This window comes from Auritidibacter sp. NML120636, from assembly GCF_003185945.1.
Taxonomy (GTDB): domain Bacteria; phylum Actinomycetota; class Actinomycetes; order Actinomycetales; family Micrococcaceae; genus Auritidibacter; species Auritidibacter ignavus.
Genome location: NZ_QHLO01000003.1, coordinates 141,147 through 163,927, shown reverse-complemented (window position 1 = coordinate 163,927; position 22,781 = coordinate 141,147). Strand labels below are relative to the sequence as shown.

The window sequence follows — 22,781 nt, the reverse complement described above, 5'->3', positions numbered from 1 at the left end:
ACCCTGAGACATGTGAGTTCCGTATCCGCTAGCCCCCAGACCAAGATCGCGCTGTACTATCATTTTGCTCCGATTCCCGATCCGCAAGCAGTGCAACTGTGGCAACGAACCCTGTGTGCGTCATTGGGGCTCACCGGTCGCATCATTATCTCTGAACACGGCATTAACGGCACCGTGGGCGGACCCATTCGAGACGTGAAGGCGTATGTGAAAGCCACCAGGGAGTATGCGCCGTTTACATCGTTGACCGTGAAATGGTCGGATGGTTCGGATGAGGATTTTCCGCGCCTTTCGGTCAAGGTTCGTCCCGAGCTGGTGGCCTTTGATGCTCCCGATGAAATTGAGGTCAACGACCAGGGAGTGGTCGGCACTGCTGAACATCTCTCACCGCAACAGCTCCACGAGCTGGTGGAGAACCAGAAGCGGGCCGGAGAAGACGTGGTGTTTTTTGACGGTCGCAATCGGTTTGAGGCCGAGATTGGTCGGTTCAAAAACGCGGTGGTGCCCGATGTGGACACGACCCGTGACTTCGTGGCCGAACTCGACTCCGGTAAGTATGATCATCTCAAAGATCAGCCGGTGGTCACCTACTGCACCGGGGGGATCCGGTGCGAGGTGTTGACCGTGCTGATGGCCAACCGTGGATTTAAGAACCTCTACCAACTCGATGGTGGCATCGTGAAATATGGCGAGGCCTTCGCTGACCGTGGCCTGTGGGAGGGCTCGCTGTATGTTTTCGACCAGCGGATGCACACCGAATTCTCCTCAGCAGCCAAAACCATCGGGCACTGCATCTTGTGCGAGCAACCCTCGAGTCAGCTACGGAATTGTCACGCCCCCGGATGCCGGCACTTGCAGGTGGTGTGCGACCAGTGCGAGGCAAACCACCCCGACCGAATCTGTGAGGTCTGCGCCTCAACCTTTGAGGACTCGCAGGAGTCTTCAGCATGACTCACTCGAAGCAGCCGGCCCTGGGGCCGATGCCGACAACACCACGGGCCGACCGGGACCTGATCGGTGCGCTGGCGGCAGACCTTGACCAGGTCAACTACCGGGCTGATCCCATCGCCGAGTTGCTGGGGCCGTGGGCGATTGCGGCCTTGGACCGAGAACAGGCAGAACCCGCCCGTGTCGTGGTGGAGACGATGCTGAAAAACTCGACAGAGCAGATCAGCCCGGAACAGGGTTTGGCGGCGGTCATCAGCGTGTGGATGCTCGGCGATGCCGTGGCCACCGAGTATCTCGAGGCTGCCTTGCCGACCCTGGGTGTTGCCGGGGCAGTGCAGCTGGGGCTGGGCACCGTCGTGGAGGGGCGCTTCGTGCCGGGCGTGGACCTGTCCGTCTACGACGCTGATCGTCCCGGACAGCTCTGGGTGGCCAGCGATCAGACCGCGTTGCAACTACGCCAGCCCCTACCGGGCGGACACGTGCTGGGCGCAGGTCGGGCGTCGCTGACCTTGGCGGGGCTCGTTCCGCGCGAACCGGTGGCTACCGCCCTGGATCTTGGAGTCGGGTGCGGGGTGCAGACCTTTCATCTGTTGGACCACGTCCAGCACGTTACCGCTACTGATATTTCCGACCGAGCGTTGGCCTTTACCTTATTCAATGTCCTCCTGAACGCGTCGATGTTGGGCGTTGATCCAGCACACCCGCAGCACCGCCTGACTCTGCGCAACGGATCAATGCTCGAGCCGGTGGCCGAACAGCGGTTTGATCTCATCGTTTCTAACCCGCCCTTTGTGATTGCACCCGCCGGCGGCCCTGCCGGTGCAGAACATACCTATCGGCAAACCGGCGCCACCGGGGACGCGGTGACCGAACAACTTATCCAAGAACTTCCGACAGCACTGACCGACGGTGGGACCGCGGTGTTGATGGCCAACTGGGAAATTCATCACGACCAGCAGTGGGACACTCGGATCCGCCAGTGGTTACCCGGCCCACCGGCCGATTCCGGCTCGGATGCTGTGCTCGTGGACGCCTGGGTGATTCAGCGCGATCAGCAAGATCCGGCTGGATATGCCGAAACCTGGTTGGCCGATTCCTCTGACCAGCTGGATCCGGCCCTGTTTGCCAGCGGATATCGTCGCTACCTCACCGATTTTGCTCAGCGATCCGTGACCGGGATCGGCTTCGGTTGGGTGCGTCTGCGGCGACGGACTACCGGGGCAGCGACCCCGTTACGCCGGCTCGAGTCATATCAGGGTGAGGTGCACCAGCCCGTGGGGCGGGCATGGACTCAGGCTGTGAAGGCCTGGGACACGCTGCAAACCACCGACTGGACGCAACGCCACGCCCGGGTCCCGTACCATGTGACCGAAGAACGGTATCAACACTTTGGGGCTGAGGATCCAGAGGTTATCATGGCCCGGCAGGGTGCCGGCTTCGGGCGGACTGCCATTCTGGACACAGCAACGGCTGCGGTATTGTCGGTAGCAGATGGGCAACTGAGCTTGCGCCAGATCTTTGCGGCGGTTTCGGGGCTCTTAGGCCTGGACAAGACCGCCAGTACCGCATTAGAACGGGCGGTTGCACAGCTGATCGTCGAAGGGTTCGTCGTCTTAGCGGATGACGGTGATTCCGTCACAAACCGTGACGAGCAGACGCAGAGCCGTGGTGAGAATTGAAATAATCGGATAGTCACAAACATTCCGGGTAGTGTGCCTGTCAGTGCATTAGTTGGCGTCATGCCTGGGAAATTATTGGAGGAACCTCGTGCCAGAGAAGTCATCCCCGACCACCGGCGGTACTCACTTGGTGATTGTGGAGTCCCCGGCGAAATCTCGGTCGATCGCCAAATATTTAGGTGACGGCTGGGTTGTGGATGCTTCAGCTGGTCACATTCGAGATCTCCCGCGTCCTTCGGACCTGCCGGCCGAACTGAAAAAGGGCAACTACGGAAAATTCGCGGTCGATACCGAGAATGGGTTTGAACCCTATTACGTGGTCTACCCGGATAAGAAGAAAAAGGTCACCGAGCTGAAGAAATTGCTCAAAGACGCCGATGACCTCTACTTGGCCACTGACGCCGACCGAGAAGGGGAAGCCATCGCCTGGCACCTCTACGAGGTGCTCAAGCCCAAGGTTCCCGTCTACCGGATGACGTTTACCGAAATCACCAAAGAAGGTGTGGCCCGCGGTTTAGACAATATCCGGGAGATCGACCACGACCTGGTCGATGCTCAAGAAACCCGTCGCATTCTGGACCGATTGTTCGGATACGAAATTTCTCCGGTGCTTTGGCGTAAAGTCGCCCCTGGGCTCTCGGCCGGACGGGTGCAGTCGGTGGCCACCCGCCTGGTCGTGGAGCGAGAACGGGAACGGATGGCATTCATCCCGGCCGGCTATTGGGACATTGACGGTCAGTTCGCCACCCAGAGCGAGGAATCCTTTACCGCCCGACTGAGTGCCGTTGATGATCGACGGGTCGCCACCGGCCGTGACTTCACCGATCGCGGTGAGCTCAAATCCTCGGCCACAGACCAGGTCGTGCACCTGGACCAATCCTCGGCTACTGCTCTGGCCGAAGGACTGGCCGATGCCGAATTTCGGGTGACTTCGGTGAAGGATAAGCCGTACCGGCGTCGTCCCGCCGCCCCGTTCACGACCTCCACATTGCAACAAGAAGCCTCCCGTAAATTGCGGTTCTCCTCACGGGTGACCATGCAGGTGGCCCAGCGACTCTATGAGAACGGGTTCATTACCTATATGCGTACTGACTCGGTGGTGCTGTCCACCGAAGCCATCAACGCCGCCCGAGGACAAGCCACCGAACTCTACGGCCAAGATTCCGTGCCCGAGACTCGGCGCTACTACACTTCCAAGAACACCGCAGCCCAGGAGGCCCACGAAGCGATCCGTCCAGCTGGGGACCACTTCCGCACTCCTGCCCAGGTCTCCTCCCAGCTCTCCGGCGACGAATACCGGCTCTATGAGCTGATTTGGAAGCGCACCGTGGCCTCGCAGATGATCGATGCCACCGGGTATACCGCCACCGTGAAGTTGCAGGCTAGCTCCGTTGAAGATACCCCGCGAGTAGCAGAGTTCAGCGCCTCCGGCACCGTGATTACCGTGCCCGGTTTCTTGGCGGCCTATGAAGAGGGCCAGGACGAGTCCAACCAGCAACAACAAGTGCGGCTACCGGATCTCAGTGTTGGTCAGCACCTGGATGCCTCTGAGGTCACTGCCAACGGCCACGAAACCACCCCGCCGGCCCGATACACCGAAGCTTCGATCGTGGCCGAACTCGAAAAGCGCGAGATCGGTCGACCCTCCACCTATGCGCCGACAATCTCGACCATCATGGATCGCGGATACGTCAAGAAACGAGGCACCGCACTGGTGCCCTCCTGGACCGCCTTTTCGGTTATCCGGTTGCTCGAAGAACACTTCGACCGTTATGTGGATTATGACTTCACCGCTCGGATGGAAGATGACTTGGATAAGATCGCGGCTGGGGAAATGGAGCGGGCTGCGTGGCTGGAAGCGTTCTACTTCGGTGCCGAACACGCTGCCCAGACCGACGATGACCAAGCCGCCGACGGACTGAAATCTGTCGTGGAAAATCTCGGTGATATTGATGCTCGTGCGGTGAACTCGGTACATCTCACCGATGACATCACCCTGCGAGTCGGACGCTACGGGCCCTATCTGGAAAAGGCGCTACCGGCTGATGCCTCCGAAGGGACCGACCCCGAACGGGTCAATGTTCCCGAGGATTTGGCCCCGGACGAGCTCACCGCGGACAAAGCCCGGGATTTGATCGATAACGCCGCCCCGTCGGAGCGGATCCTGGGCGTGGACCCTGAGTCTGGGTATGAGATTGCCGCCAAGGACGGTCGGTACGGGCCCTATGTGACGCAAGTGATTCCGGAACCAACCCAGGAAGAAATTGACGCTCAGCCGACCGAATACTATAAAAACGGCAAGCCCAAACCGAAGAAGAAGCCCAAACGACCGAAGCCCAAGACCGCGTCCTTGCTGAAATCGATGGACTTGGCCACGGTGACCTTGGAGGATGCCCTCACGGTGCTCTCATTGCCACGCGTGGTGGGTACTGCCGACGATGGGACCAAGATCACCGCCCAGAACGGCCGATTTGGTCCGTATTTGAAGAAGGGTACTGATTCTCGGTCCTTGGAAACCGAGGAGCAGATGTTTACCATCACCCTCGAAGAAGCCGAAAAGATCTATGCCCAGCCTAAAAAGCGCGGACGTGGTGCAGCCAAGCCACCACTGGCCGAACTAGGGGAGGACCCGAACTCCGGTGGCAAGGTGGTGGTCAAGGACGGCCGTTTCGGCCCCTACATCACCGACGGTACCACCAATGTCACAGTGCCACGCGGTACCGATCCGCAGGCGGTCACCGCAGAGCAGGCCTATCAGTTGCTCAGCGATAAGCGTGCGAAAGCCCCGGCAAAGAAAAAGCGTTCACCGCGGAAAAAGACCACCGCGTCCAAAAGCTAGTAGGGCTTCACCCACCTAGCTCACCGGCGGCCGCCGCAGAGAGAGTAGGCTAGAAGCATGCGCCTTGGAGTACTGGATATTGGATCCAATACAGTTCATCTGCTTTTAGTCGACGCTCACCCCGGAGCTCGCCCCAACGCCTACGCTGATCACAAGCAACAACTGTCGTTGATCCGGCATCTCGATGACCAGGGTGCGATCACTACCGAAGGTGTCGACAAGCTTCTGTTATTCATTCGGGAGGCGGTGAGCTTTGCTCAGCGCAACGGTGCAGAAGACATGATCGCCTTTTGTACCTCGGCGATCCGTGAATCGGCCAACGGCCCAGAGGTCCTGGCCAAAGTCACCGACGAAACCGGAGTGCATCTGGCCGAACTCAGTGGCGACCAAGAAGCAGCGATGACATATTTCGCCGTCCGGCGCTGGCAAGGTTGGCACGTGGAACACCTACTGAACTTTGACATCGGTGGCGGTTCCTTCGAAATTGCCTATGGCACCGATGAGTTGCCCTCCCGTGCAGTCTCGGTCCCGTTGGGTGCAGCCCGGTTAACCCGTGAATTTCTGTCCTCGGACCCGCCGAAAGGCAAGCAACTCAGAAAGCTCTCCGGCCACATTGAGGCGGTTTTAGACGACACACTGGGACATTTGGGGGATTCGATTCAGATGCCCGAGCACACTGTGGTGACCGGCACCTCCAAGACGTTCCGTTCCTTGGCTCGTGTCGCCGGGGCCGCACCCAGCTCGGAAGGTCCCTTTGTCACCCGGACGCTGAAGCGCAAAGACCTGAAGTATTGGATCGGCAAAATGTCGAAGATGACGGTCGACCAACGAGCCCAGTTGCCCGGCGTGTCCGAAATCCGGGCCCCGCAGGTTTTGGCCGGAGGCATGGTGGCCCATGCGGCGATGAAATACTTCGGCGTCAAACGCTTGGTGATTTGCCCCTGGGCGTTGCGCGAAGGGTTAATGATGGGACGGCTCGATGCGTTGTTGATGGAAGGCGTCGTCGGTCGTGATCTGGACCCGTGGGTGGGCTCGCTGAATCTTTCCTCTGGTGCCGAAACTCCCGGGTTCTCGCTGGGGGTTGTCAGTGCCTGAGATTCCGGCCGACGTGGCGCCCATACCCGTCACGCTATCGTCTTCCTCAGTGTTTGCCCTCCCGCCACAACACGTCTTCGGAATGGCCGAAGATTTGGGCTATGACGGCGTAGAAATCATGGTCACCCAAAACTCGTGGACGCAAGACCCGAGGAAACTAGACCAACTGTCGGAAAAATACTCCATGCCCATTCATTCGATTCACGCCCCGACCTTGCTGTTCACCCAACAAGTCTGGGGCTCGGCGTGGAACAAAATTGCCCGCTCGGCCGACATGGCCCGCGAACTGGGCGCTGATATCGTGGTTGCTCATCCGCCCTTCCGCTGGCAGGGGCGCTACGCCAAAGGCTTCAAAGACGGAATCCGCGACATCATGGATGCCACCGGGGTGATGATTGCGGTGGAGAATATGTACCCTTGGAAGGTCTCCGGGCAAGAAATCAAAATGTACCTGCCGCACTGGGACCCCACCCCGGAAGATTATGACCACATCACGTGGGACTTCTCCCACGCTGGAATCTCTGACGCCGACTCGCTGGCGGTCTTCAAATTGCTCGGGTCGCGGCTGAAACATGTCCACGTCACCGATGGGACCACCAGTGCCGGAGACTCCCACTTGATTCCGGGCCAGGGTGAACAACCGGTGGCCGAATGCCTGCAGTATCTGGGAGCCACCGGATGGGACGGAGCCGCCTGCGTCGAGGTTTCCACCCGTAAAGTCTCCTATGCCGGGGAACGTGAAGAAATGCTTGCCGAGGCCCTGAGATTCACTCGCTTCCACCTGGCCGTCGGGCAAACTGCCCAGTGCCAAGCTCAGGCCACAGGGCAGTGCAACGGCCAGCACATCGCCTCACTTCATGAACAGGCTCAGACCCAACCAATGCAGATTATTTCCAACCACCAAAGAAAAATGCCCCGAGGTGACGATGACTAACGCAGCACACCAGCCCGCCGATGTGAAACTAGCCGTGATTGGACTGGGTCATATGAACACCGCCATTGTGGCCGGCTATGTGGCCACCGGCGCTGCGCCGGCGGCCATCCAGGCCACCACGCACTCTATCGCCAGCGCTACCGCCAAAAGCGAGAAACTGGGCATCACTGTCGTCTCCCTGGACAGCAACCCCGAAGCTAACCGCCAAGCCGTGGCTGAGGCAGACGTGGTACTGGTCGGGACCAAGCCGGCCGATATTGTGCCCACCCTCAGCGACCTGGCACCAGCTCTGCCGGACCGGGCTGTCGTGGTCTCGGTGGCTGCAGGCATCACCCTGCAGGCGATCACCGAGGCCGTCGGAGCCGACCAGCCGGTGGTGCGGTGCATGCCGAACCTACCGCTGACCCTGGGCAAAGGCGTGGTGGGTATGGCCGGTAATCAGGCGGTCACTGACCGAGGGCTGGCCCAAGCGGAGGCGATTTTCTCCGGTTCGGGGCGTGTCTTCCATGTGCCCGAAGACCAGATCAACCTGGTTGCTGCCATTGCCGGATCCGGGCCGGGGTACATTTTCCATATCACCGATGTGCTGGCCCAGGCTGGTGCCCAGCTCGGCCTGGACCCTGAGACCGCGGTGGAGCTGGCGCGTTTGACCGTATCCGGTGCGGGGGCGATGCTGGGTGAAGACGGAGCCGACCCCAAGGCGCTCACCGACCAGATTTGCACCCCGGGAGGTACCACCGAAGCTGCGGTGAATGCCATGGATGACTCTGGGCTTCAGGAGTTGCTGGTGACGGCTGTGCACGCCAATATTGCCCGCAGCGAGCAGATCGCCAACTCCTAAGGTTAACTCACGACAGAACCGCTCGTCCCGGTCCCGGCCGCCTAAGATCGGTCGGCGAAATTCTCAAGGTCTTCGATCGGACCGGCCACAATGAGCTCATCCCGGGTGCGTAGCACCGTCTCCGGCAGGGCTGTGGTGTAGGTACCGGAGTTGCGACGATAGGCCACAATGGTCACCCCGTACCGCGAGCGGGTCTTCACATCAACCAGTGGTTTGTGTGTGATTCGTTCGGGGGCCTGCATTTGCGCAATAGCCCAGCCACCACGGAACTCGATGAACTCCATCATCGTCCCGGTCAAAAGGTGTGCGGTGCGCTCGCCGGCATCTTGTTCCGGCAAAATGACGCGGGAGGCCCCGATCCGTTCCAAAATGGTCCGGTGCGAGGGTGTGACCGCTTTGGCTAAGACTTTATCGATGCCTAGCTCCACCAAATTCACCGTGGTCAGCACCGAGGCCTCGATCGACGTGCCGATACCGCACACAGCAATGTCGAACTCGGCGGCACCGAGCTGTTCCAACGCTTCCGGATCGGTCGTATCAGCCTGGACCACGTGAGTCAACGCGGGCGAGTATTTCTGCACCAAAACCGGATCACGGTCAACGGCCATGACTTCTTGGCCCCGCGCGGTCAATTCCAGCGCCAGGGCGGCGCCGAAACGGCCCAAACCGATCACCAGCACGGGGGCGTGGGAATCAATGGTGCGTTTAGGAGACATCAGCCGATCACGGGCCTTTCTTCGGGATAGTTATACAGCGTGGGGGCATGGCGCGTTGCCAGCCCGGCGGCGAAAGTAATGGTACCGACCCGGCCGAGGAACATCATCACACACAGCACCAGTTGCCCCCAGGCCGGGGCCTGCTCCGACAGACCGGTGGACAGCCCGCAGGTTCCGAAAGCCGAGAGAACTTCAAAACCCACCTGCTCCACACTGGCGCCAGTCAATACCGACAGCACAATCATCGCTGTCAGCACCGCGACTCCGGAACCGACCAGCAGTGCAATCGCCACTCGGATGGTATCAGCAGGAATGGTGCGATGGAAGACCGTCACATGTTGACGTCCGCGGGCCTCGGCGACAATGGCTAAACACAGCACCGCCAAGGTGGTGACTTTGATACCTCCGGCCATGGATCCGGATCCGCCTCCGATAAAGATCAGGGCATACATCAAAAACATGGAGGCCGGCGTGAGCTCTTCGACCGGATAGACGGCATAACCTCCCGAGCGAGGCATCACCGTCGAAACCACCAAGGTTTGGAATTTTTCCATCGTGTTGAACTCACCCAGGGTATCCGGATTATTCCATTCCAACAGACCGAACCCGATAAAACCCACTATCAAGAGAATTCCGGTGGCCCACAAGGTGAGCTTGGCGTGCAGGTTCAGTCGCGCGCGACGTCTCATCACCTGTTGCAGGACCAGCAGGGTGGGGGCTCCCAGTGACCCGATGATCACGCCGAGACAGACGGTGAGAATGATCCACGGGTCATGTGCGTAGGCCGTTAATCCCATCGGGTGAAGCGAAAATCCGGCGTTGCAGAAAGCAGAGATCGCGTAGAAGATGCCGTACCAGATGCCGGTAAGCCCATCGTCGGTGTAGTCAATAAATCGGGGAATCAGCACCGCGGCGAGAACAGTCTCAATGGCGAATGTGGTGACCAGGACGGTAAGAATCAGTCTGCGGGTCGTACCGATGCTGGATGAGCCGGTTGCTTGCATACTCAGCAATCGCGAGCTGAGTCCGATCCGTTCTGACACGGCCATCGCGAGCATCCCGACCATGGTCATCACCCCAATGCCACCGACTTGGATGGCGATCAGAATGATAATTTGTCCGGTCAATGACCAGTGTTCTGCGGTATTGACCGAGGACAGCCCCGTGACTGTGATCGCCGAGACCGCAGTGAACCCGGCATCGTTGAGCGCGGTCGGACGATGGTTGGCTGCCGCGACCGGCAACGACAGCAGTGCGGTGAAAACCAGAATGACCAGCATGAACAGCCCGATGGCTACCCGTGCTGGAGACAGCACAAGTAAGGAGGAGACCATGCCACGCATGGTGGAGTATCCGGGGATGGTTCGTGCGGGATACTCCCGGTCCTGCTGGGTGGGGAACCTACCGGAGCGTTGATGAATCATAGCGACACCATCATGCTCCGGAAACGGTGAAATGCCTAGTCTTTTCCGTTGTATGTCATCACAAACTACCGCCCGGGCCTCGGAGCACTTACCCTAAGAGTGATGACTGACACAGACAAGACCCCGGTGCCCACCGCTGTGATGTGGGATGAAGAGTTACTGAAGTACCGTTTCAGTGATACCCACCCGATGGCCCCCATTCGCCTGGAGCTGACCTACCACCTGGCCGAACAACTTGGCGTGCTGGACAACGACCAGCTGAGTATCATGTACCCGCCGGTGGCCACAGATGCCGAGCTGGCCCGCGTCCATACAGCGGACTACATTGCCGCGGTTAAACACGCCTCGGACTACGATGACGTGGCCCAGCTCGAGACCGATCCTTCCCGCCACCAGGACAAGGAACGCTTCGACCGGGCCGGTCTGGGAACTGAAGACTGTCCGATTTTCGCTGATATGCACACCTCCTCGGCGCGTATCGCCGGCGGTTCCTTGCGAGCAGCCCAAGCCATCGCCTCCGGGGAGGTCTCTCGCGCGGTCAATTTCGCCGGCGGACTCCACCACGCCCACCGGGCTCAGGCCTCCGGGTTTTGTATCTACAACGACGCCGGGCTGGCCATTGCACACCTGCTGGATTCCGGGGTCGAGCGAGTCGCTTATGTTGATCTGGACGCCCACCACGGTGACGGCGTGGAAGCGCTGTTCTGGGACGATCCGCGGGTGCTGACGATCTCCATCCACGAATCCGGACTGATGCTGTTCCCCGGCACCGGTTTTGCCCGGGATTTCGGCGGCGATGACGCCCAGGGGTCAGCGGTGAACGTTCCGATTTCAGCTGGAGCCGGCGATGCCGCGTTTCTGCGGGCGGTTCACGCGGTGGTTCCGCAAGTGCTGAAGGCCTTCTCTCCGGAGGTATTGATCACCCAGCACGGTTGCGACGGTCACCGGCTGGACCCGCTGGCCGACTTGAACCTATCCGTCGACGGCCAACGTCAGATGATGTTGGATGCTGCGATGTGGGCCGAAGATTTCGCCGATAACCGGTGGCTGGCCCTCGGGGGCGGAGGGTATACCCCTTATCAGGTGGTGCCACGTATTTGGGCACATTTGATTGCGATCGTCGCCGGGAACCCGATCCCGTTGCGCACTGGCATTCCGCGCCAGTGGCGGGAAAAAGTTGCCGAAGTCTCCGGGTTGGAGTTGGAAAAAATACCGGAGCTGATGACAGATAATGTCGATGTGTGGTGGAGGTCGTGGGAAGTTGGTTATGATCCGGCTGACCATAACGACCAGTCAGTGATGGCCACCCGCAAGGAGATCTTTCCACTGCACGGACTCGATCCCTGGTTTGACTGATCACAAAGTCATCACAATTCACTTCGGAACCGAACTGAACTTCTGTAACCGGAGTGGATGCACTACAATTTCCAAGGTGACCCAAATCAGGGATGATCACGCGATCACCCCGAACTTCCCCTCGGGTATCACGGCACGGAAACGTTGATGGCAACGCCATCGCGCTGTTCGTCACAACACCGTTTATTTATTAATCAATGTTGAACACCGTGGAGGGGTGCACAACGTGGCACAGGGTGAAAACTTCGCCGATGCGAAATTCATGACCGTCACTGAGGTTGCTGAGATGATGCGAGTCTCCCGCATGACGGTCTACCGGATGATTCATGCCGGTGAACTCCCCGCCGTCCGGTTCGGACGTTCTTATCGTGTTCCCGAAAACGCTGTCGAACAAATCTTGTCGACTGGTTCAGCCGATCAAGCAACGGGCACGGAGGCCTAGCGGGCACGGAGGCCTAGTCTGCTGTCGCGAGCCCGCCGAGAATCCTCTGCTAGTGTTGTCATTCGTTAACACCTAGATCGCCGAAACGTTAGTCTTCGGTAAAATAGCTGGGAATCTGTACGTGTTGTGGTGTTGAGAGTTCTCCACTGTGGCGCGTTGCGGGAAAGACGAGACGACAGGAAGGAAGCCCATGGGCTCAGTCATCAAGAAGCGCCGTAAGCGCATGTCCAAGAAAAAGCACCGCAAGATGTTGCGTCGCACCCGCCACCAGCGCCGCAACAAATAGCATCCCGGCGCGTAGGGTCTAGTTGCCGTGGTGCGCTGATTCAGACGCACAGAGCCACCTGATTGTTCGGGTGGCTCTTGGTGTTTGAGCTGAACATTCCTCCTCCGCCCCAAAGCGCTATGGAAGGTTAGGCGATACCGATGTCCACTGACGACTGCGCACCAGACACACCGCCACCGGTATTGCAGGTGCTGGTGAAAAGCGGATGCCACCTCTGCGAGGAGGCAATTGCCACTGCCGAACAAATCGCAGAGGAATTCCACGTGGACTGTGGCGTGATTGATGCTAGTCTCCGCCCGGATCTGGCTGAGCGCTTCGTCGAAGAAATCCCGGTGCTGTTCGTTGACGGGTTACAGCGCGACTTTTGGCGCATCGACACTGTCAGGCTCCGAGCACTCTTGAGCGCCAGGAGACCGTCATCGGACAGACCATCGATAGAGGCCGAATAGCGTGCACCCGCTTGACGACGTGACTAGTGGTCCTGCGGAGGCTGTGGTGGCAACTGCATGGCCTGTAACCGCTGGACCTTCTCCCAGGCCTTAAACCGGAAATACTCCTGCGAAGTGGGCGTGAAGGTCAAAATCATCGCCACCACACCCAGTACCACGCTGACGACGGTAAACAGCGAAAACAGGTTGATTAACGACAACCCGGCGAAAACACATCCGATGATGCGGGCGATATTCGACCCGCGCCGCACGCCCCGGGCCACGAGCCAGTACAGCAGACCGGTCACCAGCGCTATGACGACCATCGTGGTCCGGGTCGCCATGCCCATCGGCCCGGCAATCATCTCAGAGAAACTTCCCATTTCTCCGGTGGTATCCATGGCGGCCATCATACTGTCTAGTTGAGCGATCTCTTGCGAGCTCAAACCAAAGTTCGGTAACAGCGCTTGAATAATGGAGGTGAGCACATACAGCAGGCCTGCGATGAGGATCATCCAATACGACCACACCACGTGCTGCGGTGCGGGCATGGTGGCTTGTTGCGTGCTCTGCTGAGCGGTCGGTGGCTGATTGAAACCGGCCGGAAAGGGATACTGTTGTGCGGGCAGCTGTGACTCGGTCGGGGGAGTGCCGTACTCGGAACCGTAGGCCTGCTGGTTGTCCTGCTGTTCAGGCTGTGGCTGGTGTGGAGTGAAAGTGCCGTAGCGGGGTTTGGTGTACCCAGCGTGATGCTGGGCGTTCGATGTCTGGTCGGAAGATCCTGCCTGTGCGCTACGTTCCTGTTGCCATCGCTGGAACTCTTCACCGGTGAGTCGGACACCGTACCGGGGCTGGTCGGATTGATCTTCTTCAGCCGCACCGGAGGTTTTTCGATCCTGATGCTGCTCGTCCTGGGGATACTGGGAGCCGTGGGTGGGCTCTGAACCGGAGGATTGCTGATTCTGCTCATCCGGGTCCCGACGGTGGTTCTCACTCACAAGATTGTCCTTATCTGTTGACTGATACCGTGCATACTCTGGTTGTTATCCTAACGATCCGGACGTCATCACGGCGATCTTTCAGCAAGATCTGAGAGACTAGACAGCATGAGTGTTGCCACGATCCACATGGTCCGTCACGGGGAAGTGCACAACCCCGGTCAGGTGCTGTACGGCAGATTACCTGGATTCCATCTCTCGTCGCTGGGATACCAGATGGCAGATGCGATCGCTGACTGGTTTGTCGACCGTGCCACCGAACGCGGCGAAGCCCCCAAGATTCTGGTCTCATCCCCACTATTGCGGGCCCAAGAAACCATCCAGCCCTTGGCCGAGGCTCTGGGTTTGCCGGTGCGCATCGAGCGTCGTGTGATTGAAGCCGGCAATAAATTTGAGGGTCGCTCCGATATGTCAAGCCAGCTGAAAAAACCCTGGAATTGGCCCCTGGTGCTGAACCCCTTCCGCCCGTCCTGGGGCGAGCCCTATCGGGCCCAGGTACAACGGGTCAGCTCGGCCATGTTTGACCTGCGCGATGAATTGCTGGCTCGGCACGGTGGGGGCGAAGCTGTGGTGGTGTCCCACCAGTTGCCCATTTGGGTCACCCGGCTTAGTGCTGAGCGCGCCAGACTCTGGCACGACCCCCGAGAGCGAGAATGTTCCCTGGCCTCGGTGACAACCTTCCATTTTGACCCCGGCTACCACTTGCCACGGATCGAGTACCGGGAGCCGAACGCCGAGCTGACCGGCTCAGCCGCGGCACTGCCGGGGGCTTGATCGTGAGCATCACGATATCGGTACCTGAGACCGTGAATGCGAATCAGACCGCCGGGCCCCGTTAGAATAGACGGACCCGTTTGTCAGCGTCGCAACACACCTCGAGTCCTTCGTTCGCGTAGGAGAAACCCAACGATGAGAGATCCTCGCTTGCACACTTCTGCTACCAGTCGCCGTGCGGTCCTGGGTGGCCTCACCGCTGTGCTGGTTGCCCCGGTGCTGGCCGCTTGTTCTTCCACCGATCCGCTAGCAGAACAGGCCGGGAACGCCGACGGCAAAAACTACATTGCCGGTGACGGTTCAGTGCTGGAGATCAGCCCGGAAGACCGTGGCGAACCGATCGAGTTCACCTCCACTACCTTCGATGGCACGCCGGTGAGCACCGCGGATTTCGCCGGATCGCCGGTGATGCTTAATTTTTGGTACGCCGCCTGTGCCCCATGTCGGGTTGAGGCCCCCGACCTGGTGGCGCTCCATGATGAATTTGGTGACCGGGTCGCCTTCTACGGGGTCAACGTCCGCGACACTGCCGGCACCGCCGAAGCTTTCGAGCGCAATTTCGAGATTACTTACCCGTCCCTGGAAGAACGGTCCGGGGAGGTGTTGCTGTCGCTGTCTGACTTCGTGCCGCCCCAAGCAGTACCGACCACACTGGTCTTGGACTCCCAAACCCGCGTGGCCGCCCGCATCCTTGGTATTGCTGAGCGCGCCACGTTGCGTTCCTTGATCGATACCGTCGTAACCGAGTAAACCTAAACTGTACCTTGATGACCCCGCATCTGCCCCTTGCCACCCACTTGACCGGTCTGGCACCGCTGTCTCAGGCCAACTCCTTCGCCGAAATTGCGCTGGACGGCTCGCTGCTATTAGCAATTCCGGTGGCTTTATTGGCCGGTCTGGTCTCGTTCCTTTCTCCCTGTGTGCTACCACTGGTTCCCGGCTACCTCGGCTACGTCACCGGTCTGTCAGGGGCCGATCTCGCCGATGAGAAACGTGGCCGCATGGCCGCCGGCATTGCCCTGTTTGTCGCCGGATTCACCCTGGTCTTCGTGCTATTGGGGCTGGTGTTCTCACAGGTCTTTGTCTGGGTACAAGGCGAGGGACAATGGCTGACCCAAATCCTCGGGGTGGTGGTGATCTTGATGGGGATTGTGTTCATGGGCGGATTCTCCTGGTTCCAGCGCGACCGCAAGATCACCTACCAGCCCTCCGCCGGGCTGGCAGGTGCCCCGGTATTGGGGATGATCTTCGGGCTCGGGTGGGCTCCCTGCATCGGTCCCACCATGTCGGCTGTACTCCTGCTATCCACCGCTGGATCCCCCAACCCCTGGCGTGGCGGTATTCTGGCCTTCGCCTATTGTTTGGGACTGGGTATCCCGTTCCTGCTGATTGCCTTGGGATTCAAGAAATCTCTGGGGGCACTGAAATTCTTCCGCACCCACCGGGTCGCCGTGATGCGTTTCGGTGGGGGCTTGCTGATTGTGTTGGGCCTGCTGATGGTCTCCGGTTTGTGGAGCGCTTGGGTCAACGAGTTGCAGGTGTGGTTCAGTAACGAAGTGAGATTACCGATCTAATGACATCAGAACAGACGAAAAAACCACAGCTTCCGAAACTGGGTGTCACCGGAACCCTCCGCTTCATCTGGACCCAGCTGACCTCCATGCGCACCGCGCTACTGTTGCTGTTGCTGTTGGCAGTGGCTGCCGTGCCGGGATCGATCTTCCCCCAGCGACCGGCCGGCCCCGAAGTTGTTGAGCAATGGATCGAAGACAACCCCGGAATTGGCCCGGTGCTGGATTCCCTGCAGTTCTTTGATGTCTACTCCTCGGTGTGGTTCTCCGCGATCTACCTGTTGCTGTTCATCTCATTGGTGGGCTGTCTGATTCCCCGGGCCAAGCAACACTGGAAACAACTGCGCTCTCAACCTCCGCGGACGCCGCGCCGGCTATCCCGCCTTCCGGAGTACGGTCGCCTCTTGTTGCGCGAGCAGGGGCCAAACCCTACCGAGGCGATCGACCAGGCCACCGCGATCCTGTCAAAGCGCGGGTACCGGGTCGATGTTCGTGACGAATCCGCCGGTAAGGGACACACCAAAACCCGGGCCGCCTCGGTGGGAGCCGAACGTGGCTACCTGCGAGAAATCGGAAACCTGATCTTCCACTTCGGACTCCTCGGCGTGCTGATTTTCATCGCTGTGGGTGGCATGTTCAGCTATAACGGCCAAAAAGTTCTCGTTGAGGGGGAAGGGTTCACCAATAACCTGGTCGCCTACGACTCCTTCACCCCGGGCACCGCTTTCGACGAAGAGATGCTCTCGCCCTTCTACGTCGAGCTTGACGACTTCGAGATCGAGTACGACCGCACTTCCACCTCCCACTACGGGCAACCGCTGACCTACACTGCGACGATGACAGTCCAGAGTTCGCCCGAGGCCGAGCCGTATCACGATACCCTGAAAGTCAACGACCCACTGACCGTCGACGGGGTGCGGATGTTCTTGGTCGGTAACGGCTATGCGCCCACTATTGTGGTCCGAGACGGCGAAGGGAATGTCGCCTTTGACGGGCCGGTGATCGCCCAAATCCAAGAGCCGGGCACCAACACCTCCTTGGCGGTCATTAAAGCCCCCGATGCTCAGCCGGACCAGCTGGGCTTTGTGGGATTGTTTTTGCCGACCTCCTACACCGGCGAGGATGGAGTCGCCGTCTCGGTCGATCCCGATGCGGGCAATCCCGAATTGATCCTGAACTCCTACTACGGCGACCTCGGCCTGGATAGTGGCGAACCGCAGAACGTCTATGTGCTCAACACCGAGAACATGACGGAGCTGAACTCACGCACCAACGACAACGGTGGGATCACCTTAGGACTGGGAGAAACGTACGAACTGCCCGACGGCAAAGGGTCGATCACCTTTGAATCCTTAGATCGCTACGTTGGGCTCGATATTCACTACGATCCGGCCAAATGGGGTGTGGGTATTTCTGCGGTGCTCGCGTTGGGCGCACTGGCGGTGTCACTGTTTGTCCGTCGCCGTCGTGTTTGGGTGCGCGCCACCGAGGATCCCATCACGGGGTCCACTGCGATCGAGTATGGTTTGTTAGCGCGCGGAGAGTCCTTCGGATTGCGCGAAGAAAACATCAAGATTCGGCTGGCCATGGAAGAGATCTGGCCGGTGATTCCACCTGAGGAATCTGGACCGGTACCTGAGGAATCGGCTCGTGGGGCAAAGCGATCTGGCCCTTCGTCATAACTGCGCGTGGTGTGGGAAGAAACGTAGAATACCGGTGACAACTCCCCACCGCGAGTTCGACCATCGACTAACGGAGACCCTCGATGAAACCAGTCAATGAGACCCTCGGCGAGTACAGCGATCTCTTTATGCTCATCGCTGCCCTGGTCTACCTTGTCGCCTTTTTCTTATTCATGTGGGACATGGCCACTGCCTCGAAGACCATTCGCCGCGTCGAGAACGAACTCTATGATGATCACGTGCGTGAACTGGAAGAAGTTGGGGAGCGCAAGGCCCAGAAAACCGCCAACGCGGAGGTGAGCGCACCGGCGCTGGTCGGTGCCGGTGGTGGTAGCTCCACCGCCGCGTGGGACGACACCGGGCGGGAAGACACCGATGTTTCGGGTCCGGCCGACCGTCTCGACCAGCGTCAGACGTCAGGACACACAGCTGATATGTTCGGTGACCACCGGGTGGGTGCTCGACTGGTCTCCGACGATATGGACTATTCCGGCCACACGCGCCGGCCCTGGGCCAATGTGGCCGTTGCGATCACGGTTTTTGCTGCGGTGATCCACACAGCCGCTGTGATCTCTCGTGGCGTGGCAGCCAACCGTGTGCCCTGGTCGAACCTGTACGAATTCATGACCACCGGAGCGTTGGTTATCTCGCTGGTCTACCTCGGGTTCCTGATCCGCAAAGACCTCCGCTTTGTGGGGACCTTCGTCACCGCCGTCATCGTGCTGATGCTCACGGCAGCCACGATTGGTTTCGCCACGCCGGTCGCCAACGAGCAACCGGCGTTACAGTCCTGGTGGCTGGTTATTCACGTCTCGGTGGCGGTGATGGCCACCGGAATCTTCTCCCTGACGTTCGCCATGTCGGTGTTGCAGCTGATCAAACAGCGCGCCGAGGTCAAAGCCAAAGCCGGACAGCAACCCTGGTCTTTCTTGCGCCTGGTCCCCTCCTCCTTCGCCTTGGAGAATTGGACGTACCGCTTGAACGCTGTGGCCTTCGTGATGTGGACTTTCACGCTGATCGCCGGTGCGATCTGGGCCGAGCAGGCTTGGGGGCGCTACTGGGGCTGGGACGCCAAAGAAGTGTGGACTTTCGTGATTTGGGTGGTCTATGCAGGCTACCTGCACGCGCGCGCCACCCGCGGCTGGACCGGGACCCGTGCGGCCTGGTTGAACATCATCGGCTTCACCTGCCTGGTCTTCAACTACACCATCGTCAACCTCTACTTCCCCTCGCTACACTCTTACGCTGGAGTCTAAGCCTCAAAAAGCCCGGACATGGTCGGTCACGAAAGCCTGCATATGACGTATCATGACATGCCGAACAGCGATGTTTTTCCGGATCTCCGGGATTCTGGGAGGGGCACTCGGGACGTGGCCTAAGATCCGGTAACCTCACCTTCTATGAATGCAGAGACCATCTCCGAGATGCTCGGTCAGGTAGAGGACATGGCCTGGCAACTTCTGGGCATGCCTGTGATCATCCTGCTCGGCTTTTATCTCACCGTGCGTACCGGAATGGTCCAGATTCGACATTTGCCCGATATGTTCCGGGCGATCACCGACCGTGCCACGCGCGACGATACGGGACGCACCCGGTCTCTGTCGGCCTTCCAAGCCTTCGCAGTGACCGCCTCGGCCCGAGTTGGCACCGGAAATATCGCCGGAGTGGCCGGTGCCATTGCTATGGGAGGCCCGGGCGCCGTTTTTTGGATGTGGGGTCATGGCGATCCTCAACTCGGCCGCGTCTTTTGTGGAGTCCACACTAGCCCAGCTGTACAAGACCCGTCGTTTCGACACTTTTAAGGGCGGACCGGCCTATTACATCGAACGAGGTCTCGGTTCTCGCGCCGGTGGCATTGTCTTTGCCGTGATCTTTATCTTCTGCTTCGCCTTGAGCTTCACCTCGCTACAGGCCAATACCATCGTGGACTCTGTGACCGGTGCCGCGACCGAACTCGGCGTGGAGGATACCACCGCACTCATCTGGGGTCTGGCCGTGGTGCTGGTGATTCTCACCGGCCTGATTGTCATCGCCGGTTTGCGCCGCGTGGCAAGGGTGGCTCAAAACGTGGTGCCCGTGATGGCGATGCTATACATTCTGCTCGGGCTTGCGGTGATGATCATCCATATTGACCAGCTTCCCACCGTCATGGGCCTGATCTTTGGTGAGGCATTCAATTTTGAGGCGGCCGCCGGTGGCGCATTTGGCACGGTGCTGATGGCCGGTATCCAACGTGGCATGCTCTCCAACGAGGCAGGCATGGGGTCGGTGCCGAACGTGGCCGCCACGGCCGATGTCTCTCACCCCGCGAAACAGGGTCTGGTGCAGTCCCTGGGGGTTTACCTGGACACCCTTGTCATTTGCTCAGTTACGTCTTTCATTATCCTGTTTACGTACCCCGATCCAGTTGCGACCGCAGACGCCAATCCGGGGGTCGAACTGACTCAGATGGCGTTGACCTCAACGTTCGGCGCGTTTGGTGCTGTTGCCCTGGCCGTGATCATTCTGCTGCTGTCGTTCACCTCAATCCTGGGCAACTACTCCTATGGCGAGGCGAACATCTTGTTCCTGTCGGATTCAGAGAAACTGCGCAAAATCTACGCGGTGGTGCTGACCGGCGTGGTCTTCGTGGGATCGACGATTTCGGTGGATATCGCCTGGGCGATTGCTGGAGTCACCATGGTCGTCATCGCGCTGTTCAATTTTGTGGTGATCACTGAGATGTCTGGTACCGCGATCCGCCTACTCAAACACTACACAGCACAACGACGTGACGGTAAAGAACCGATCTTTCTCGCCTCCGATATGCCTGACCTGGAAAACATCGAATGTTGGACAACGGAAGACATCTCAGGACACCGGCAACCCCACACGTAGCGGTGCTTCTGGCTTGTGGCTAGGACCGTTGCGATCCGGTCGAGTCGCCAGGGAAATCCTCGTCGTCGGGATCGTCTGGAGTCTCGGAACTGTCATTGGTGTGAGCAGAATCGTGCCGTTCTCTGAGCTTCCGCTCGTAGGCGTCTAACTTGGCTTCTCGAGCGTCGAGCTGTTCTTCACGAGCTTTCTGGCGACGCTGAATATCGAGACGACGCAAGAATTCGTCATCATCGTCTGGGGACTTCGGCCGGGCCGGCTGTTGTTTGCCACGTTGTGGACTCGACCCCAAACTGCCGGGCTGTGGCAGTGCACGACGGTGGCCAAAGAACAGCCACAGCAAGGCTCCCACGGCAGGAACGAGAGCGATAATCACTAGCCAAGCCGGTTTTGCCAGGGTGCGGATGCGCTCTCGGGGAGTTTGCATGCACTCGACGAAAGCGTAGATCATCACGCCGAGGGCGACGATCGCTAGTGGAATCAGAAAACGCATGGTACCAGTCTACGAAGGAACGGGTCATCGCGCGTGCTCGTTTCTCCGGAAGAACGATCCCGGGTTTAGACTGGGACACTATGAAGTTTCTGGTCTATGGTGGCTTGCGCCTGTTGCTGTTCGGATTGGCCTTTGCAATCACCGCCTATGTCACCTCGTCGTGGCCGTTGGCTGCCTCGTGGACCTTTGCCACGGTGATCGGTCTCATCGTCAGTTTCGCGGTGGGATACCTCCTGTTGGACCGGCTACGCAATGCAGCCGGACAGAACCTGGCAGATATTTTCTCGCCGAACCGCAAAGAAAATGGGGTCCAAGAACTCAAGGACGCCGAAGCCGAGGACAGCTTTACCGCCGGCCGGTTCCACGACGCCCAGCAGCAACGTGGCGAAGCCGAAGCCGAAGCGCAACGGGCCGCAGCCGAACTCGACGCGCAACGCTCCGAGAAGCGGTAGGGCACCAGCGCTCTAGAGCAGAACGCCTGCGGTGAACAACATCGCATACATTAAGCCCAGGATACCGGTGAGTTTCAAGACGGGAATCAGGTCTCGGCGGTCCGTGGACTCAATCATGATGATGGAGGGGCGGATGCAGATGCCCAACACGATCAGTAACAACAGCAACCACGGGTGGATCGGGACGAAGAGTAGCGGGAGTACCACGGCGATGAATAGCATCACCGGATAGCTCCAGCGTGCAGCGGTGTCACCTAGTCGCACGGCCAGCGTCATTTTTCCGGTCTCGCGGTCGGTGGGAATATCGCGGACGTTATTGGCCATCAGCAGTGCGGTGGAGATCAGGCCACACCCGATCGCTCCCATCCACGCCAGCCCGGAGAGGGCGAGCGCCTGAGTGTAGGTGGTACCCAATACCGCGACGAGCCCGAAGAAAATGAAGACGAAGACTTCGCCTAATCCCACGTACCCGTAGGGGTGTTTGCCCCCGGTGTAATACCAGGCGGCCAACACGGCCAGCATGCCGATGACGATCAGCCACCAGGTTCCTGACAGGCCAATCAGGATCAGACCGGCGAGTCCAGCCACGCCGAAACATCCGAAAGCCGCCAGCTTGACTCGACGCGGTTCGGTGGATCGTGAACCGGTCAGCCGGAAGGGACCGACTCGGTTGTCATCGGTGCCACGGATGCCGTCGGAGTAGTCATTGGAATAGTTGACCCCGATCTGCATGGCCAGCGCCACGATGAGAGCAAGGACAGCGCGTAGTGGGTTGAAGGAGTCCAGCTCTGCAGCTGCGGCCGAGCCAACCACGACCGGAGCGATGGCCATGGGAAGGGTGCGCAATCGTGCAGCTGAGACCCACTGAGAAAATGTTGCCACCTGGTGTGTTACTCCTTGGTCTGACTCGAGGCATCACGGGATGCAGTGCCTTCCGGTGCCGATGATG

Annotated in this window: 23 protein-coding genes; 18 read left to right on the top strand and 5 right to left on the bottom strand. The window is 59.4% G+C overall.

Features of this window, described 5'->3' with window-relative positions:
• Positions 1 to 12 precede the first annotated feature (12 nt).
• The 6 genes from DCC25_RS04050 (at position 13) to proC (ending at position 8,336) form a co-directional block, all read left to right on the top strand.
• Positions 13 to 951: a rhodanese-related sulfurtransferase gene (locus DCC25_RS04050; RefSeq protein WP_110098004.1), complete on the top strand. Its 939-nt coding sequence runs from the start codon at positions 13 to 15 to the stop codon at positions 949 to 951.
• Complete coding sequence (locus DCC25_RS04045; RefSeq protein ID WP_233487900.1) at positions 948 to 2,627, top strand: methyltransferase; 1,680 nt, start codon at positions 948 to 950, stop codon at positions 2,625 to 2,627. The genes DCC25_RS04050 and DCC25_RS04045 overlap by 4 nt, the downstream gene beginning before the upstream one ends.
• A gap of 88 nt (positions 2,628 to 2,715) precedes the next feature.
• Positions 2,716 to 5,466, top strand: a complete 2,751-nt coding sequence (gene topA, locus DCC25_RS04040; RefSeq protein ID WP_110100679.1) for a type I DNA topoisomerase — start codon at positions 2,716 to 2,718, stop codon at positions 5,464 to 5,466.
• A gap of 57 nt (positions 5,467 to 5,523) precedes the next feature.
• Positions 5,524 to 6,561, top strand: coding sequence for a Ppx/GppA family phosphatase (locus tag DCC25_RS04035; protein ID WP_110098002.1), 1,038 nt, complete (start codon positions 5,524 to 5,526; stop codon positions 6,559 to 6,561).
• Position 6,562: 1 nt separating this feature from the next.
• A complete protein-coding gene (locus DCC25_RS04030; RefSeq protein WP_369859708.1) occupies positions 6,563 to 7,495 on the top strand; it encodes a sugar phosphate isomerase/epimerase family protein in 933 nt (310 codons plus the stop codon).
• On the top strand, positions 7,488 to 8,336 hold the full coding sequence (proC, locus tag DCC25_RS04025; RefSeq protein ID WP_208392142.1) for a pyrroline-5-carboxylate reductase: 849 nt from the start codon (positions 7,488 to 7,490) through the stop codon (positions 8,334 to 8,336). Before DCC25_RS04030 ends, proC begins: the two co-directional genes overlap by 8 nt.
• 41 nt (positions 8,337 to 8,377) lie before the next feature.
• Here the strand turns inward: proC and DCC25_RS04020 are convergent, their stop codons facing one another.
• Both DCC25_RS04020 and DCC25_RS04015 read right to left on the bottom strand, forming a co-directional pair.
• On the bottom strand, positions 8,378 to 9,052 hold the full coding sequence (locus DCC25_RS04020; protein WP_110098001.1) for a TrkA family potassium uptake protein: 675 nt from the start codon (positions 9,050 to 9,052) through the stop codon (positions 8,378 to 8,380).
• Positions 9,052 to 10,476, bottom strand: coding sequence for a TrkH family potassium uptake protein (locus DCC25_RS04015; RefSeq protein ID WP_110098000.1), 1,425 nt, complete (start codon positions 10,474 to 10,476; stop codon positions 9,052 to 9,054). The genes DCC25_RS04020 and DCC25_RS04015 overlap by 1 nt, the downstream gene beginning before the upstream one ends.
• 102 nt (positions 10,477 to 10,578) lie before the next feature.
• On the opposite strand from DCC25_RS04015, the gene DCC25_RS04010 reads away from it, so the two are divergent.
• The 4 genes from DCC25_RS04010 to DCC25_RS03995 all read left to right on the top strand — a co-directional run bounded on the left by DCC25_RS04010 (position 10,579) and on the right by DCC25_RS03995 (position 13,009).
• Complete coding sequence (locus DCC25_RS04010; RefSeq protein ID WP_110097999.1) at positions 10,579 to 11,832, top strand: acetoin utilization protein AcuC; 1,254 nt, start codon at positions 10,579 to 10,581, stop codon at positions 11,830 to 11,832.
• A gap of 226 nt (positions 11,833 to 12,058) precedes the next feature.
• Entirely contained in the window at positions 12,059 to 12,274 is a 216-nt protein-coding gene (locus tag DCC25_RS04005; protein WP_110098187.1) for a helix-turn-helix domain-containing protein, read from the top strand.
• Positions 12,275 to 12,464: 190 nt separating this feature from the next.
• A complete protein-coding gene (locus DCC25_RS04000; RefSeq protein ID WP_110097998.1) occupies positions 12,465 to 12,560 on the top strand; it encodes a 30S ribosomal protein bS22 in 96 nt (31 codons plus the stop codon).
• Positions 12,561 to 12,700: 140 nt separating this feature from the next.
• Positions 12,701 to 13,009 (top strand): glutaredoxin family protein, encoded by a 309-nt coding sequence (locus DCC25_RS03995; protein ID WP_110097997.1) that lies wholly within the window; start codon positions 12,701 to 12,703, stop codon positions 13,007 to 13,009.
• A 23-nt stretch (positions 13,010 to 13,032) separates the two neighbouring features.
• Here DCC25_RS03995 and DCC25_RS03990 read toward each other — a convergent pair whose 3' ends face one another.
• Positions 13,033 to 13,986, bottom strand: a complete 954-nt coding sequence (locus DCC25_RS03990) for a hypothetical protein (RefSeq protein ID WP_110100678.1) — start codon at positions 13,984 to 13,986, stop codon at positions 13,033 to 13,035.
• Positions 13,987 to 14,094: 108 nt separating this feature from the next.
• On the opposite strand from DCC25_RS03990, the gene DCC25_RS03985 reads away from it, so the two are divergent.
• From DCC25_RS03985 to DCC25_RS03960, 7 genes are all read left to right on the top strand, one after another.
• Entirely contained in the window at positions 14,095 to 14,760 is a 666-nt protein-coding gene (locus DCC25_RS03985) for a histidine phosphatase family protein (protein WP_110100677.1), read from the top strand.
• 135 nt (positions 14,761 to 14,895) lie between these two features.
• Positions 14,896 to 15,510, top strand: coding sequence for a TlpA disulfide reductase family protein (locus tag DCC25_RS03980; protein ID WP_110097994.1), 615 nt, complete (start codon positions 14,896 to 14,898; stop codon positions 15,508 to 15,510).
• A gap of 17 nt (positions 15,511 to 15,527) precedes the next feature.
• Positions 15,528 to 16,334, top strand: coding sequence for a cytochrome c biogenesis CcdA family protein (locus DCC25_RS03975; RefSeq protein ID WP_110097993.1), 807 nt, complete (start codon positions 15,528 to 15,530; stop codon positions 16,332 to 16,334).
• On the top strand, positions 16,334 to 18,013 hold the full coding sequence (locus DCC25_RS03970) for a cytochrome c biogenesis protein ResB (RefSeq protein WP_110097992.1): 1,680 nt from the start codon (positions 16,334 to 16,336) through the stop codon (positions 18,011 to 18,013). The genes DCC25_RS03975 and DCC25_RS03970 overlap by 1 nt, the downstream gene beginning before the upstream one ends.
• An 83-nt stretch (positions 18,014 to 18,096) precedes the next feature.
• Positions 18,097 to 19,269: a c-type cytochrome biogenesis protein CcsB gene (gene ccsB / locus DCC25_RS03965; RefSeq protein ID WP_110097991.1), complete on the top strand. Its 1,173-nt coding sequence runs from the start codon at positions 18,097 to 18,099 to the stop codon at positions 19,267 to 19,269.
• 144 nt (positions 19,270 to 19,413) lie between these two features.
• Positions 19,414 to 19,815: an alanine:cation symporter family protein gene (locus DCC25_RS11510; RefSeq protein WP_233242919.1), complete on the top strand. Its 402-nt coding sequence runs from the start codon at positions 19,414 to 19,416 to the stop codon at positions 19,813 to 19,815.
• Complete coding sequence (locus DCC25_RS03960) at positions 19,733 to 20,890, top strand: alanine/glycine:cation symporter family protein (RefSeq protein WP_233487899.1); 1,158 nt, start codon at positions 19,733 to 19,735, stop codon at positions 20,888 to 20,890. The genes DCC25_RS11510 and DCC25_RS03960 overlap by 83 nt, the downstream gene beginning before the upstream one ends.
• A 19-nt stretch (positions 20,891 to 20,909) precedes the next feature.
• Here the strand turns inward: DCC25_RS03960 and DCC25_RS03955 are convergent, their stop codons facing one another.
• Positions 20,910 to 21,380 carry a PLD nuclease N-terminal domain-containing protein gene (locus DCC25_RS03955; protein WP_110100676.1) on the bottom strand — a complete coding sequence of 157 codons (471 nt, stop codon included), beginning with the start codon at positions 21,378 to 21,380 and terminating at the stop codon, positions 20,910 to 20,912.
• Positions 21,381 to 21,460: 80 nt separating this feature from the next.
• On the opposite strand from DCC25_RS03955, the gene DCC25_RS03950 reads away from it, so the two are divergent.
• Positions 21,461 to 21,832, top strand: coding sequence for a DUF4229 domain-containing protein (locus DCC25_RS03950; protein ID WP_110100675.1), 372 nt, complete (start codon positions 21,461 to 21,463; stop codon positions 21,830 to 21,832).
• Positions 21,833 to 21,844: 12 nt separating this feature from the next.
• Here DCC25_RS03950 and DCC25_RS03945 read toward each other — a convergent pair whose 3' ends face one another.
• Positions 21,845 to 22,714 carry a 1,4-dihydroxy-2-naphthoate polyprenyltransferase gene (locus tag DCC25_RS03945; RefSeq protein WP_110097988.1) on the bottom strand — a complete coding sequence of 290 codons (870 nt, stop codon included), beginning with the start codon at positions 22,712 to 22,714 and terminating at the stop codon, positions 21,845 to 21,847.
• Positions 22,715 to 22,781 lie beyond the last annotated feature (67 nt).

Coding starts and splice junctions, on each gene's coding strand:
- DCC25_RS11510 (WP_233242919.1), top strand. CDS start 19,414: ATGAATGCAGAGACCATCTCCGAGATGCTCGGTCAGGTAGAGGACATG.
- DCC25_RS04015 (WP_110098000.1), bottom strand. CDS start 10,476: ATGATTCATCAACGCTCCGGTAGGTTCCCCACCCAGCAGGACCGGGAG.
- ccsB (WP_110097991.1), top strand. CDS start 18,097: ATGAAACCAGTCAATGAGACCCTCGGCGAGTACAGCGATCTCTTTATG.
- DCC25_RS03950 (WP_110100675.1), top strand. CDS start 21,461: ATGAAGTTTCTGGTCTATGGTGGCTTGCGCCTGTTGCTGTTCGGATTG.
- DCC25_RS03995 (WP_110097997.1), top strand. CDS start 12,701: ATGTCCACTGACGACTGCGCACCAGACACACCGCCACCGGTATTGCAG.
- DCC25_RS04035 (WP_110098002.1), top strand. CDS start 5,524: ATGCGCCTTGGAGTACTGGATATTGGATCCAATACAGTTCATCTGCTT.
- DCC25_RS04010 (WP_110097999.1), top strand. CDS start 10,579: ATGACTGACACAGACAAGACCCCGGTGCCCACCGCTGTGATGTGGGAT.
- DCC25_RS03975 (WP_110097993.1), top strand. CDS start 15,528: ATGACCCCGCATCTGCCCCTTGCCACCCACTTGACCGGTCTGGCACCG.
- DCC25_RS03970 (WP_110097992.1), top strand. CDS start 16,334: ATGACATCAGAACAGACGAAAAAACCACAGCTTCCGAAACTGGGTGTC.
- DCC25_RS03985 (WP_110100677.1), top strand. CDS start 14,095: ATGAGTGTTGCCACGATCCACATGGTCCGTCACGGGGAAGTGCACAAC.
- DCC25_RS03980 (WP_110097994.1), top strand. CDS start 14,896: ATGAGAGATCCTCGCTTGCACACTTCTGCTACCAGTCGCCGTGCGGTC.
- DCC25_RS03955 (WP_110100676.1), bottom strand. CDS start 21,380: ATGCGTTTTCTGATTCCACTAGCGATCGTCGCCCTCGGCGTGATGATC.
- DCC25_RS04000 (WP_110097998.1), top strand. CDS start 12,465: ATGGGCTCAGTCATCAAGAAGCGCCGTAAGCGCATGTCCAAGAAAAAG.
- DCC25_RS04045 (WP_233487900.1), top strand. CDS start 948: ATGACTCACTCGAAGCAGCCGGCCCTGGGGCCGATGCCGACAACACCA.
- DCC25_RS03960 (WP_233487899.1), top strand. CDS start 19,733: ATGGCGATCCTCAACTCGGCCGCGTCTTTTGTGGAGTCCACACTAGCC.
- proC (WP_208392142.1), top strand. CDS start 7,488: ATGACTAACGCAGCACACCAGCCCGCCGATGTGAAACTAGCCGTGATT.
- DCC25_RS04020 (WP_110098001.1), bottom strand. CDS start 9,052: ATGTCTCCTAAACGCACCATTGATTCCCACGCCCCCGTGCTGGTGATC.